This window comes from Undibacterium sp. TC9W, assembly GCF_049339865.1.
In the GTDB taxonomy this organism is placed as follows: Bacteria; Pseudomonadota; Gammaproteobacteria; order Burkholderiales; family Burkholderiaceae_D; genus Undibacterium.
In genome coordinates this window covers 34146-47527 of sequence record NZ_JBMPPJ010000020.1, presented here as the reverse complement: position 1 = coordinate 47527, position 13382 = coordinate 34146, and the positions used below count along the sequence as shown (strand labels likewise).

Below are 13382 nucleotides of genomic sequence, written 5' to 3'. Positions count from 1 at the left end.
CTTTACTCCGTTGTGCTGCGTACTCTGGCTCGTTCGCGCCAGTCCATTAATTCCAAGACACCTAATTCATCCATGGCAGACGGCGGCCAGTGAAACACTACCGCCACGTCTGCCATGGCGTCTTCTATGAACGGGGGAATGCCATGCGGTCCGCTTTCTTGACTAAAAAAAGCGACACCTCCGAGGCAATCTCTACCAGGTCTGCCGGGTCGAGGTTGGCAACGTCTTGGGCTGTAAGGATAGGCGCGGTGATACGCGGCAAAACCTGCTGCAAGGCAACTACGTTCATATTGCCCAGGTCAATCAAGGACACGCCGCGCAGTTCGCCGGACTTTGGTTTGCGCAATGTGATTTCTGTGATTTCTGTATCGCCGCGTTTCAATGGCTCATCCAGAATGATGACTTTTGTAAAAGGGGCTGCAAGTGATGTTGCTTGTGTTGTTTGAGTGTCGCTCATTTTGTCTACTTTCTAAATGTGTGCAAGGGTGGTTTGTGCTGCGAGTGCTGCTAATGGTGATTTGCTGCTTACATGCCGATTGCGGCGCGTATTTCTGCGGTGCGGTCGATGCCGCCTATAATTTCTACGCCGTTAATGAAGTCCAGTTCAATGATTTCTTCGCCGTTGACGGATAATTTGTAATAGCTGCATGTGGTCTTGAATTTTTGTTCGCTTTTGTCGGCCATTTTTGCATTGCCCATTTCGATTTCTTTATGGCGGCCACGTACCACAATTTCTACTGCATCTACTGCGCCGTCCTGATCGTTCTGATAGGCACCGGCAAAACGCAGCATGATGGCGTCGTGGGTGATAGCACCGTATTGCGCCAGCGCGTCCACCAGCAGGCCACCCGCCGTCCAGTCGAGTTCAATTTTTTCATTGTGGTAGTCGATTTCGATAGGGCCAGACATACCACCGGCAATATAGTCTTCCATCTTGCGGCTAAGCTTTGGCAATGTCAGTTCAGGTACAAGGCCAATGTATGAAGCACCATCGTTGAACAGGTTAAAGTTTTTGAGTTTGCTAGGTAATCCCATGTTTGCTCCTGGTTGTTTGGTGGATGGCCCGCTATGGCAGCGGGCTGAATTCAGTTGTTAGTTATTGATGCGCTTGGCAAAGTCGGCCAGGTACTTGTCTGTAATGCGTTGTTGCAATACCAGGTCTTCCAGTGGTGGCACTGGTGTGTAGTCGTAGTCAATCGTCAGTGAACCGATTTTCAGACTGTCCTTGCCGTTTGCTGCTTCGTCATACCAGGCTTTGCCGTCGATGATCAGCCCGGCTGTTTTGAGTGCGCGGAATTTGGCGTTGATGGCTTCTATCAAGTCACGCACTAAGGACGGATGCAACGGCTTATCTACAAAGCTGAAATGCACTTCTGCAATGGTGTCTGCCAGCACCTGGGCCGTGCGGGTGTAGTTCTCGAAAAAGAAGAATTCAGCTTCTTCAGCGGTACGACTGCCCCAGAAGCGATACCCGTTCTTATTAATCAGGGTGGTGACACCGGCGGCGTTCAATGCACCGGCATCAGTCGCAGGTGATTGCAAGTCCCAGAAAACGTCTCGTGCAATGCCTGTGGGACCATTGACGACGATGTTGGACAGGGATTTATGCCAGCCTATGTCATTGTCTATCTTGGCGCGCAGGCCCAGGGCATACGCTACCGCCGGTATTGACGCGCTGGCATTGGTGGCAGTGTCGAAGTTCACAAAGTCCGGCCAGATCACCATCACTTCACGCTGGCCGAAGTGACCGCGATATGTAATGGCGGCTTCTTTCGTTTGTGCGCCCCAGGCAGATGCGTACACAAAAGCGCGCAGCTTTTGGGCAATGCTTGCAAGTTCTGTGGTTACTGCCTGCGTATCAAGGCCAGGCGCGCCCAGAATACGTGGCTTGATACCGAACTTGGTTTGTGCGGCCAGCAAAGCTTTTGCGCCGGTGTATTGGCCGCTTGGTGTGACTGTTCCCACCACATTGGCGGTTTGCGCTGCTTCGTCGTCTTCCTCTTCTACGCGCACTACAACGGTCAAAGCATTGGTTTGTTTTGAAATGGCATCCAGCACCTTTGCCAGCGTGCCGGTGTGGCCTGCCTTGCCTTTGGCGGCCAGTACGTTGGTAATCAGCACCGGCGTATTCAGGGGGAATACTGTTGCGTCTGCATCGTCAGCGGTGGCAACCAGGCCTATAACGGCGGTAGACACTGAGCGTATCGGACGCGTGCCTTCGTTGACTTCAATAACGCGAACGCCGTGGTGGTAAGTGTTTGTGGACATCGTTTATATGCTCCTGTGGTGATGAAACAATGGTTCCCATGCTTGCAGGCTGTCGTCTTGGCTGTAGCCTGTGATTTGATTGGCTGTGTCAATAATCAGTTGTGTCATGGTGTGCCTTAAATTGCGAGATAGCCGATAGACATATAGAAAATGCCGGTGCTTACATCATTGAAGTACATTGCGCCGTTTTGGCTGCCTACTTGCTTATTGGCAGTCGTCAAAGTGGGGGAAGTGGAACCGTTTGGGGTGGCAGCAAATTGGCTGGTGGTGCTGGTCAAATAGAAATTGCCTGCGCCGCTGTTATACGTGCCTGCCATCGCCAGCGTGAGGAACTTGCCGCCTATACCTGCGCTTTGTTGTGCTGTGTTGGCGTTATAGCTGCGGGATAAGACAGTCATTTTATTAGTGAACAGCCATTGATAAAGTGCCGTTGCTGTAGTGGTCAGCGCTGTAGTAATGCCGGTATTGCCATGCAATGAAGTGCGTATACCAGCATCAGCAAAGAACGCTGTCGGCATCACCGTGCGGCCTGCTGTGATTTCGCTCGATACAAAGTTCCAGGCATCTATCGATGCCGTGGCATCTGCGAACAGATAGACCATGATGCTGGTCAGCTTGGTGTACAGCGCGGTCATGCCAGGACCAGACTTGCCCAATTCGCGCAAGGCAGTCAGGCTGGCCCCTATGGCGTCTTGTGCCGGTGCGTTGGCTGCAATCGCGGTTAACCAGTTGGTAGACGCATAGATCAGCGTCATAGCAGCTTGAACACTGGCAAATTTGTCCATGGTGGTGCGGTTGGATGCGGTCAGAGTGAGGCAACCAGGTATCGCGGCAATGTATGGCACCAGATAGGCTGCTTTGGTCTGTATCCATGTTTGCATGACAGATGATGCAAGGATGTCTGTCCATGCCAAGGCACTGCCCAGCAGCTTAGGGCGCAGTACATCGTCTTGCAAGGCCACTTGTATGGTCTTGGATTCATCACTGCACAGACGCTGCCATACACTGCGGTGGCTTGCGTCTGCCAGCCAGACATCGATATCTGCGCTGGTCATGGCGTCAAACAGGGCCAGGGTGTCGCGGCCTATCAATGGCGCGTTAATGACTTTGTCCAGTGCACCAAACAACGCGCCATTGATGACCATGATGTTTGTGGTGGCTTGGGCCAGGTCCACGCCTTGCAGCAATGCGCGGGCGCGGGCTATGTACTGGTCGCGGAAGTCAGCTAAATTGTTTGAACTCATATCAGATCAATCCTGCAAAAATTAGGGTAGTCAGGTCGTCAAGCTGCGCTTGCAGGTTGTCGGTTGTGGCTTTGCTGGCCTTGGTACCCAAGCCCACATTCAGCGCGGTCACGTCGGCATCTATCGCCGTGAACGCTGTACGCATGCGGTCAACCTCCTGCGCACCGGGGTTTTGGATGTGGGGCAATGGGTATTGCCGGTTAGCGGTCTTTTGATCAAACATGGCAATCCTTAAATGACGATGACGCGTAAATTGCGGTGACGTGGACGGGCTGCGGTGTTGCCGCTTAATTCCAACTTGGCGCGCAGGCGGTCTGCATTGACACCGTTCAATTCATACGTGAGTTCGTGCCAGTCAGCGGCGATGTCCCGGCTGGATAGAAACGGCACTGGTGTGTAGACCGGTACGCCTGCTGCCTCTGGTGCCACGCTGACGGTCAGGGCCGCACCGGCTGGCAAATAGCAATCCACCACAATGCGCACCCGGACGTTTTGCCCGGCGGGTACCAAGGGACTGATGTAGTTGCCCTGGTTGGAAACCGTACCGGCCAGCAGCGTGACGCCAGGGTGAAGCACCGGCGACAGGTTGGCAGCACCGGTTAGTTTAGCCGTCACACTGAATTGCCCGGTCATGGGTGTAGCCAGGCGCACCGGCTGGCCGTCGTCCACGTTTAATACGCTGCCACCTGGCAAAGTGATTTGATATTCAACGCGGGTCTGTGCGCTTGGCGTTTCCGCCAGGCTGAGCAGCATCAGGTCTGTGACGTTGTTCAATGCTGCATTGCCCAGGGCTATGGTGCGCGTGGTGGCGCTGAATTCTGCGGCCAGCAGGCGAAACGCCAGGTCACGGTCTTGGTGCGGTGTCCAGGTAGTGGCGTTGCTCGATGACAGCAGCACGCCCACGGTGTACGGCTGACTTGCTACCCATTGGCCTTTGTGGTCGTCATACTTGCCCAGCTCGGCAATGCTGGTGGCCGTGGTGGCATCGTCACATAAAATAACCAGGGCGTAGTCCACACCACCGGTCAGGCTTACCGGGTAATCAAAATTAATCCTTGTGGCCTGGCCGTCCACGTTGATGGTGGATGCTGCAATACGTGCCTGGGCAACTACTTTTTGATTCGGTACGCCTACGCTGGTTTCACGTATCTGCACGGCCAGCAAAGAACTGCCCTTGGCCGTGAACCACAGGTCAAGCCCGGCAATCTGGCGATCTGCTGCCAGGGTGAATGTCTGGGCCAGCGGGTCTGCCTTCAAAAAAGTTACCCAGCCGGACGCGTGGACTGTCACCAGCTGTTTTACATCCTGAATCTCTACGCCGGTGCCGCTGTAGATGGAAACGCCAAAGCTGCCATGGCTGCCCACGAATTCAACGCGCTTGCTACCTGCTGGCACCTTGGCTGGTATTTGAAACGTGCCGGTGATGGTGCCGGGCGTTGGCGTTGCAATGTTACCTGGTACTACGGTGATGCCATCAAAGCGCAGGCTTTGTATGGTTTCGCCCGCTTCAAAACCCTTTACCGTAAAGCTGACACTGATTTGACGGATGTATTCCGCAGCCTTGCTGGTGTGGCTGATGTCGCGTGTAATCTCGTTGGTGGTGTCGTAGGCTTCGCCGTTTTCCACGATCCAAAGGCCCACGCGCCGGGTAATGTTTTCTGTGATGGTCTCAGTGGTTGGGCTGTTCCATTGCGTATCTACGTCAGTCCAGCGGTCAATTGCCGGGGTCAGGGTTACATCACTTGGCAGCGGGTCGAAGGCATCATAAGGGTTAATCTTCATGCTGCTGGTGCGCCATGGTTGCTCTAGAAGCGTGACCGGGTTGAATGGCAAAGTCTGGGGGGCGGTCAAGGTGATGGACAGCAAGTTAGGCTGTACGGACACAGGCAAGGTCAGTTCACCGCCAAAGATAGCGGCGGTTTGGATTAAGCCCTGGTCGCGCACACTGTCAGACATGAACGGGTCAACCAGCATGCCGCGCTTGGCTGTGGCATCGCGCAATTGGGTATTGCTTACAAGCGTTTGCTGTGCGATCAATTCGCTAAGCGTATCAAGGCGTTTTGCGTAGGCAGCAAGGGTATCCATGGGAACCACGCGCACACTGTCTGTCATGACGGTACGCGGCCCGGTGCGCCAGCTTTGGAATACTGACGCCAGCGGCAACAGGTTGGCCGGTACTGTTGGCGGGCGTGGGTTGCGGTCAGCAGCGACACCAGACAGCCAGATCAGCGCGCCAGTACTGTCCATGCATAAGCGGTCTATGCGCGGTTGCATGCGGTTATAGCTGACCAGTATCGTGGTGCCTGCTACCGCGCCGGTGACGGTGCAGCCGTCTGCATCAAATGCCGTCGCCGGTACGGTGGCCAGGTATTGATATGTCACTTTGTAAGTGCTGCCTGGTGCAGGTTCTGCGCCTGCCGGTGTCCAGTCCATTTGCTGGGCGGTAAATTTCCAGTCCACGTCTTTGGTGTAGGTGGTTGCGCCTTGCTTCACAGACAGTACAGCTAATACAGAACCATCTTCCAGCGGGTCCAGCGCGCCAGTAAAGCCGCCATGTGCCACGTCTATGGTCTTTTGTGCTGTGATGGTCACATGGGTGACGTTCGCGGCTGGTGCGCGGTCAAAGTTCACGCGCTGGGCTGCTGGTCCAGTCGACTGGTGCGGCTCGTTCTCTACAAAGCGCAAATCAGGTGCAGCAGCGCGCACCAGGCGGCGACTGGTGGGGAGTTCTACGGCAAAGCCGGATACCCTGGCGCGGCCTTCGCTGACGGTGTAGACCTGTTCACCGCTGGGCAGGTTATCTGCGGCTGTCACGTTCAGGCCGTTGACCACATAGCTGCCGCCGGATGAATCGCGGTCATAGCGGGCCAGTGCCTGGGTCACGCCATCCAATTGCGGCGGTGGTTCCTTGCTGCGTACTGTGCCGTCTTCTACGGTATAGACCGGGAAAAAATCACCTGTCTTGCCATCACCGGCAAAGCCCCATACAAGCAGCTTTTGCAGGCGGCCTGCGCCTGGCTTGTCTTCACCGCGCACGTTCTTGGCGCGGTTTCTCAGGCTGGGGTCTTCCAGTTCGGTAATGATGTGCGGTTGCAGGTATACACCAACAGTGACCAGGCCGACAATCGCAATAGAGAACATAGTCGGGGCTACACCGCGTATAGCGCCATCAACGTACAAAGCGCCGGATTCGCATGTGGTGGCACCGGTCAGCGGATTAACCACGATGCGGGCATCACGGATAACAGCAGCGTCAGCCATCATTACATCTGCAATCCCTTTGATGCGGGCTTGCAGCAGGCTTTGTACTTCGTTCATTTCATCAGACTGAATTACTTTGTCTGCGCGATACAGCACTGTATCAAACTGCTTTGCTGGGTCGTACCTGTTCAGGTAACCAGGTAAATTAATGTTTTGGTCCATGGATATCCTGTTTAGAAAGGCACAACGTAGCGGTAGACTTGTTCGGTAGCACCGGAACGTATCAGGCGCGGGATATGGTCAAGCATGTACATGCGGCCTGGCGAGGTAACCTGCGCCGGTGTGAAATAGCGTTGACCTACTGGCAGGCCTGCGGCCACTTCTGTGCCTACAAATAAGCCAAGTTCGCGGATGCTTTCGCCGGTGCCGTCGCTGTAGTCAAAAACAAAATCAACAAGAACCCAGCGTGATGGCGTATTGACGATGCGGTAAAGGTCACCGCTTGGCACCTTGATGGTGTTGGCCGCGTTGGGGTCAGTTTCTGGTACGACGAATTGCTTTTGTGATGCCAGGCGGCGGCCTATCTCATCCACCAGGGCTGTGGCGGTGATAGTTTCAGAATCTGGTGCGGCGTCCCATGCAACCAGGCCACGGCCCCAGGCCAGGTGTAATGGACGATTTTTAAAAAGCTCGGCCAGCTCTATGCGGCCTTGGTCTTGCAGGGTTGCCATGTCAGTTCCTTATTGTGGATTCGGTGGAATAGCAATTAATGGGTATGTCACTGCCCAGCCGCTTGTCCATTGGTCTGCCCAGCCATAGACAGGCAATGCAGGTTTACAGACGCTAAGAGACGTGCTTGGTGCAATCGCTTTTATCGGGGCAAGCATTTGCTGGGCGTTCAACACGGCGCAATAGGTCGCGTGATGCGCGTTTCTCAGGGGCTGCAATGCCGGTTGATTGACTATGCCGGTGGACAGGTCGCTGATGCTGACAACGCTGTTTAAGCGGATTTCGCTATCGAGTACCCAGCTATCAAGCTGCATCATTGAATCGTCAACGATGGTGTTTAACTGGCGCGGGCGGTGTGCTGCAATAGGTGCCAATGCTGGCGGCGCGTTGACGGTGGCCGTGTGCGTTTCACCAAATGACAGTTTTACGCCATCAGTTGCAGGGTCACCGGACCAGATGCCAGAATCGTCATCAAACAAGCATTGATCAAAGCTGGTGCCATCAAAGCGGCCAGCGCGCAGGTCCAGGCCGTGATACAGGCGATAAAAACGGCTATGTGCTGGTATGGATGCGTTCACCACTTGCCGTATGCGTGCCAGGTCCAGCGCGGCCAGGGTAGTTCCTGGGTCTATGTGGACATAGAACTCGTCTTCTTCTATCGTCACATTGTCGTAGCCAATCCAAGCCAGGATACGCAACACACTGGCCGCGCTGCCGCGTTCACGCAACCAGGGCAATCCTGCATCGATCAAGTCGGCTGTGCTGTCGAAGTGCAGCGAGAATTGCGATAAATTCCACTCTGCTGCAAGCCATGGCTGAAAACTGGCGGGCAAGCTGGTGAACAGGTTGGCCGGTGCGTCTGCGGCGGTATCCATGACAGCACGCGGGGCGATGCGTACCAGATTGCTTTCCAGTTCGCTGGCGTTGGGTGGCAAAAGTTGGGCAATGTCGGTCATGCGACACCGCCATCAGTCAACTGTATGGCCCCGGCCACAGCGTATTGATCAGCAGCCAGGACCGTATTACCTGCGGGCTGGCCGCTTACTGGAAATTCCACCCGGCTTATGCCTGGTTGCTGCAATTGTGTTGTTACCCAGGACAGCGGCACACTGCGGCCCAGGCTTGCATATGTGGAAAGCGAAGCAGTAAAAGAGGCGGTAATTTTTGTGACGATATCAGCCGGGGCGCTGACATCGCGCCACAGTGTTGCAGTCACATTCAGTGCCAAGGGCTGGGCCACGGCCACAAGTACAGGTATCCCCAGCGGCCTGGCATTGGGTGCATTGAGTGCAGTCAAAACAGCGGCGCTCGTGGCTTGCGCCTGGCTGACATCAATCAACCACAGAACGACGCTTACCACGCCTGCGCTGGGGCTGCTGATGCTGGCGGCTTTTACATTGGGGCTGGCAGACATGGCGATCAGGCGGTATTGCTCAGGAGTGCCATTGCCAGCAAGGGCAGCAATGCGCAACTGGATGCGCAAGCGGTAACGCTCGTCTGCTTCGCCTGGCATGCGGGCCAGGTCATAGAATGCGCCTTTGTGGTCAAGGTCTGTGCCGGTGGCAAATGCCAGCAGGTTGGCGCGTGCGGCCTGGTTGACGCGATTGCGTAAGAGCATTTCACGATAGGCAAATGCTTCTATTTGCTTGACCAGCGGTTCTGATGGCAGGCTCAGCACATTGGCCGCACCTGGCTGGCGTTGCAGAAAGTCTTGCTTATGGGCGGTTACCAGGGCTTCAAAATCTAGTTCTTCAATGATGGCCGGTGCTGGCAACTTAGTTAAGTCAACCTTCAGATCAATCATGCTTGCCCCCGGATGGTCAGCGGCAATGACAAGTTAAAGGCTTTTGATGCGCGCACTAGTTGGCCTTTCAATTCAATGATGACTTTGCCGGGTATGCCGGTGCGATAAATTTTTACCTGCGTCAATTTGATGCGTGGTTCCCATTTGAGCAGTGCTTCAGCGGTGGCGGCATACAGGCGTACTTGTGTCGCGCCGTTGTCTGGTTGGTCGATCAGCTCAAACAGCAAGCTGCCATAGTCTCGGCGCATGACGCGGCTACCTATCGGCGTGGTCAGTATGTCGGCAATGCTTTGGCGCAAATGCGCCAGGCCTGCTATACGTCCACCGGTGGTTAAATTCATGCCTGCCATGATTTTTATATCCCTTGCCTCAGTCTGGAATGACAAACCAGTCACGGCCTGTGCTGGGATGCGTGCAGCTTGCGTGGTGGCCTTCACGGCATGCAGGTATGCCGTTCAAGGTCATCCATGTGGAACCCTCAACCATGACAGGGTTAGCGTGTGGCACAGGGCCATGCGGGACGATGCGATCACCCAGCACCACGACAGGCACGCCATCAACGGCAAAGAAGTCTTGACCACCGGCGCGGTGTGGGCCGCCTGCACGGTCAAGGGTCTTAACTGCGATACCGTGGCTCATGACTTGACGCCCTCAAATTTAGGCGTGCGCAGCATGGTGCCGTCTGTGGTCAGTTCAAGCGTGGTATTGCCCACAACAAAACTGAATTTGCCATCGGCTGGCAATGTGATGGTGTAGTGATGGTCTGCGTGGTTGTAATCAACTGTCGCGCCGTCAGGGTATTGAATGCGGTGATTGTCTGGATTGTCGTCTGGTGCCTGGTTGTGATTGCTGGCTACACCGGGAAACACAACGCCTGCGGCCAGATCACCAGACGGCGAAAAGATGATGCATTGTTCGCCTACTGTTGGCGGGCACCATGTTTTTGTTGCGCCTGCACGCGTGGCAGCAATGGGGATTAATGCGGTAGTGATGTCGCCAAATTTGACACGCGCCAGCGGTACGCGTCCATGCTTTACTTCAGCAATGACGCCGTAGCGAACTATGTTTTCTAAGCGGCGAGAGAGGTCGGCAAGATTGAAATTCATGCTGACTATGTTGAACTGTCAGCAGAACATAGTCATCTAAGAGAGGGTTGTTAATTCGATTAGCAACTTACAGCACTTCTAAAATTAAGGTGTATAACGTGATTACTATTTTAAAGTTTTATATTGTGTCCCACGTGATGAATAGGTTGGAAATACTCCTTTAAAACCAAGCAATCGAAAAAAGTATTCCCTAATGATGTCGTGAATTTCACAATACATTTCAAATTGTTGTCCATGTGTTTTAACTGATAGACCTGAATGAACGATTTCGTTTCTCAGATCAATTATGGTATCAAGTATTGGGTTCATCCCAACTGATTTAAACATCATCTCTAATAGTTCCTCGAATTTATAAGCATCCTCAACCATTCTTTTTGATTTTTTGCTGACACGTGCATTTTTTCTAAAAAACCCTTTTTTAAACGGAATATTTAATTCTTCCGCGTATGTATGCTTTAAATTTTCAAGTGTTACAAACAAGAGAATCAACTTTACTTCCGTTGGCTGTGCTTGCTTATCTGATTCAACTAAATAATCTATTACGACATTCAGTTTTCTAGTTGTCACAGAAAATTTGTAATTATCGAAAACTTGGTCAACGAATTCTCTAATATTTTTTCCCTGCATTATGTCTAGAGAAGGTCTGAAGAAATTTGCCTTACCAACAATTCCAGTACTGGTTTTATGCCCATTTGAAATTTCATAACTTGGGCACCCAATTTTTGATAAGCATGCAAAAGAAAGTAACCAGCAAATGTCATCTAAAGTTCTACCCAATTTTTCTACATCTTGAAGGTCTTCAAATTCTACTGACACCTCAGTAGTAACCGTGCAGGTGTCCCTAAAATCGATTCTGTTTTCAATAATTTCAGGCTTCTGTATGAATGTCAATTTGAAACTATTGCAATTGAAAATTACTTTGTCTCTATAACTTCTTTCGCCATAGGTTGAAATTTCTTCGCCCATCATCAAACAATTCGCCACTGCCGCTTTAAATAGGTACATTAGTTTCTTTCATTTATGATAATTTAATTCGATTGTAGGATAGAATTAAATGCATATCAATGATGACTCTAAAGGCACTTATATGGCTGATACATCCTTTGTACCTGCAATTGCTGCACTCCTAGGCGTGGCGTTAGCGCAAGGTGTCGCAATGTTTCAAGGTTGGCTTGATAGGAAGCATAAACGCCGGATTTTACTAAGGGAGAAGTACGAGGAATTTGCGTTAATTTTTCTTGAGTCGAGAAAACAAAGTGTCAAATTATATAATTGCGCTTCAAGTGCTGAAATTTTAGAAATCATGCTTCTTGATGATGCAAATAAAGCATTGTTGATTGCAAAATTGTACTTTCCTGAACTCTGTGAACCAGTAAAAAGATACATTGACTCATTTTCAATTTTGATTCAACTTACAAATAATTCATATGTGTCATGTGGTACGAGTGCAATTCTTGCGGCAACAACGGGTTATCTACAAACCGAATCGAAAAAAATTAAATATGCAGAAGCCGGTAAAGCCTACGGTGATGCAAGTGATTTCCTAAATGATGAAATTGTTAGAAATTCCAGCACATATACTCAAAACTAAATTCTCAGATGATTGAGTAATAAAGTTTTTATTAGTTGCTTATCTGTTGGAGTAAATCCTAATAATTCCCTCTTAGAGTATTTGATTTCGGGGCCATCCTTACTAACTCTATCGCTTAAACCAAACTGATGCACTCGCGCAATTCTTGCCACCCTGCCGAAAAATCCTATTGCTAATTCGTTGCCGTCAGCCTTCACTTTCAAGTGCGTATTGGTGCGCAGCTTGGCAAACATGGCAGCCTTCTGTTTTTTGATGCGTCCTTTCTTGCCGCGCAAATCCTTACGCGGCTTTCTTGGCGTATAGGCGATGCCCTCCGGCGTCATTTGTGATTTGATGCGCTGCTGCTGGCTGCGGCGCAAATCCTGTGCAACCTGCAAATTCACTTTGCGTCTTTGTGCGGGGGCGAGTTGGGCAAGCAGGACGCTTGCCCATTGTTCCAGGGCTTTAAGGTCGTCACTCATTGTTCTGTGTCTGTTTTGAGTACCTGCCATTCAGCCAGCAACTTGTCACCGTTGAATAGCTGCCAGTATGGTGCGGCATAGTCAGGGGCTGGGGCTATCTCTCCTGCATGGGTGATATCAAGCCGGTTTTGATTTTGCTTGACAATGACGCGTTCAGATAATTCTAATTCAAGCGAGATATCTACAGAGTCGTGATTGTTGAAGTCCACTACAAAGCGAATGCCTTTTTCTCGCTTGTCTGGGTTGCCCAGCAAGTCTGCCTGGTGGACGGCCACCCAGTCCAGCAATGGCACCATCAATCCGTCTTCATCGCCGCCAAAGTCGGTAATGATGACATTGAGCTTGTAGGCGTATTCAAACGACCGGGAAGCTGTACCGGTGCCAATTAAGCGGCCTTCATCAGCAAAGACAAGCAACTTGTCTGGGTTGCGCTTGAGGTCTGGATTTGCTGCGGTGAGGTGGTTGCGCAGGCTATTTGGTTTGTACATTGATGACGGTCCTGATGGCCTGGTAACTGTCTATGCAGGCGTTTAATTGCCTGATTGCGTTGTCGCCGTCTGTGGCGATGGCTGCAAGAGCACTTCCAGCCGCTGGAGTAAGTTCGGCTCGCGCTTCTGGGATATCGCCGGGTCCAGGGGCGGTATTTGCACCGGCACCGGCTGGGCAAGCTTTAACGGGGATTGACAGGCGCACAGTGCCATTGCGCACGCCACTAATAAACTTGTCTTGTTTGTCCTTTTCATCTTGCATTTCCTTTTGGTGGTTGGAGGCTATGGCGGCCAGGCTGCGAGACATCAGCCTTTCGTTTTCCAGTGTGTTGGCTGTTGCTTCTGCCTGGTCCTGGGATATTTGTGCCTTGAGCTTGGTTGTTTCGTTGATAGCGTCTTTGTATTTGACGATACAAAAGAGAACAGCGGCAACGACTGCAAGGGCTATCCATGGGCGTGGGTCAAGCATGGTCAAGAATTTGGGCATGTG

18 protein-coding genes are annotated in these 13382 nt (G+C 52.1%); 1 reads left to right on the top strand and 17 read right to left on the bottom strand.

Annotated elements, in window-relative coordinates; translation table 11 throughout:
- Nucleotides 1–2: 2 nt before the first annotated feature.
- The 14 genes from ACO0LN_RS23190 to ACO0LN_RS23125 form a co-directional block, all read right to left on the bottom strand.
- Complete coding sequence (locus ACO0LN_RS23190; RefSeq protein ID WP_422977911.1) at nt 3–116, bottom strand: GpE family phage tail protein; 114 nt, start codon at nt 114–116, stop codon at nt 3–5.
- A gap of 8 nt (nt 117–124) precedes the next feature.
- Nucleotides 125–457: a phage tail assembly protein gene (locus tag ACO0LN_RS23185; RefSeq protein WP_422977909.1), complete on the bottom strand. Its 333-nt coding sequence runs from the start codon at nt 455–457 to the stop codon at nt 125–127.
- A gap of 68 nt (nt 458–525) precedes the next feature.
- Nucleotides 526–1035: a phage major tail tube protein gene (locus tag ACO0LN_RS23180; protein WP_422977907.1), complete on the bottom strand. Its 510-nt coding sequence runs from the start codon at nt 1033–1035 to the stop codon at nt 526–528.
- Nucleotides 1036–1092: 57 nt separating this feature from the next.
- Nucleotides 1093–2268 (bottom strand): phage tail sheath protein, encoded by a 1176-nt coding sequence (locus ACO0LN_RS23175; RefSeq protein ID WP_422977905.1) that lies wholly within the window; start codon nt 2266–2268, stop codon nt 1093–1095.
- 116 nt (nt 2269–2384) lie between these two features.
- Complete coding sequence (locus tag ACO0LN_RS23170; protein WP_422977904.1) at nt 2385–3512, bottom strand: hypothetical protein; 1128 nt, start codon at nt 3510–3512, stop codon at nt 2385–2387.
- Between the two features lies 1 nt (nt 3513).
- Nucleotides 3514–3735: a hypothetical protein gene (locus tag ACO0LN_RS23165; protein WP_422977902.1), complete on the bottom strand. Its 222-nt coding sequence runs from the start codon at nt 3733–3735 to the stop codon at nt 3514–3516.
- Between the two features lie 8 nt (nt 3736–3743).
- Nucleotides 3744–6935 carry a DUF4815 domain-containing protein gene (locus ACO0LN_RS23160; RefSeq protein ID WP_422977900.1) on the bottom strand — a complete coding sequence of 1064 codons (3192 nt, stop codon included), beginning with the start codon at nt 6933–6935 and terminating at the stop codon, nt 3744–3746.
- An 11-nt stretch (nt 6936–6946) separates the two neighbouring features.
- Complete coding sequence (locus ACO0LN_RS23155; RefSeq protein WP_422977898.1) at nt 6947–7444, bottom strand: hypothetical protein; 498 nt, start codon at nt 7442–7444, stop codon at nt 6947–6949.
- A 9-nt stretch (nt 7445–7453) separates the two neighbouring features.
- Nucleotides 7454–8398 (bottom strand): phage tail protein, encoded by a 945-nt coding sequence (locus ACO0LN_RS23150; RefSeq protein WP_422977896.1) that lies wholly within the window; start codon nt 8396–8398, stop codon nt 7454–7456.
- On the bottom strand, nt 8395–9246 hold the full coding sequence (locus ACO0LN_RS23145; RefSeq protein ID WP_422977894.1) for a baseplate assembly protein: 852 nt from the start codon (nt 9244–9246) through the stop codon (nt 8395–8397). Before ACO0LN_RS23145 ends, ACO0LN_RS23150 begins: the two co-directional genes overlap by 4 nt.
- On the bottom strand, nt 9243–9596 hold the full coding sequence (locus ACO0LN_RS23140; protein WP_422978033.1) for a GPW/gp25 family protein: 354 nt from the start codon (nt 9594–9596) through the stop codon (nt 9243–9245). Before ACO0LN_RS23140 ends, ACO0LN_RS23145 begins: the two co-directional genes overlap by 4 nt.
- A 19-nt stretch (nt 9597–9615) precedes the next feature.
- Nucleotides 9616–9885, bottom strand: coding sequence for a PAAR domain-containing protein (locus ACO0LN_RS23135; RefSeq protein ID WP_422977892.1), 270 nt, complete (start codon nt 9883–9885; stop codon nt 9616–9618).
- The gene (locus ACO0LN_RS23130; protein ID WP_422977890.1) at nt 9882–10352 is read right to left on the bottom strand and encodes a phage baseplate assembly protein V; all 471 of its coding nucleotides are present in this window, start codon (nt 10350–10352) and stop codon (nt 9882–9884) included. Before ACO0LN_RS23130 ends, ACO0LN_RS23135 begins: the two co-directional genes overlap by 4 nt.
- A 105-nt stretch (nt 10353–10457) precedes the next feature.
- On the bottom strand, nt 10458–11357 hold the full coding sequence (locus ACO0LN_RS23125; RefSeq protein WP_422977888.1) for a hypothetical protein: 900 nt from the start codon (nt 11355–11357) through the stop codon (nt 10458–10460).
- A gap of 49 nt (nt 11358–11406) precedes the next feature.
- On the opposite strand from ACO0LN_RS23125, the gene ACO0LN_RS23120 reads away from it, so the two are divergent.
- A complete protein-coding gene (locus tag ACO0LN_RS23120) occupies nt 11407–11943 on the top strand; it encodes a hypothetical protein (RefSeq protein ID WP_422977886.1) in 537 nt (178 codons plus the stop codon).
- Here the strand turns inward: ACO0LN_RS23120 and ACO0LN_RS23115 are convergent.
- The 3 genes from ACO0LN_RS23115 to ACO0LN_RS23105 are packed head-to-tail and all read right to left on the bottom strand — an operon-like array spanning nt 11940 to nt 13379.
- A complete protein-coding gene (locus tag ACO0LN_RS23115; protein WP_422977884.1) occupies nt 11940–12404 on the bottom strand; it encodes a phage virion morphogenesis protein in 465 nt (154 codons plus the stop codon). The genes ACO0LN_RS23120 and ACO0LN_RS23115 overlap by 4 nt on opposite strands.
- The gene (locus tag ACO0LN_RS23110) at nt 12401–12892 is read right to left on the bottom strand and encodes a phage tail protein (RefSeq protein WP_422977882.1); all 492 of its coding nucleotides are present in this window, start codon (nt 12890–12892) and stop codon (nt 12401–12403) included. Before ACO0LN_RS23110 ends, ACO0LN_RS23115 begins: the two co-directional genes overlap by 4 nt.
- A complete protein-coding gene (locus ACO0LN_RS23105; RefSeq protein WP_422977880.1) occupies nt 12876–13379 on the bottom strand; it encodes a lysis system i-spanin subunit Rz in 504 nt (167 codons plus the stop codon). Before ACO0LN_RS23105 ends, ACO0LN_RS23110 begins: the two co-directional genes overlap by 17 nt.
- Between the last annotated feature and the right edge of the window lie 3 nt (nt 13380–13382).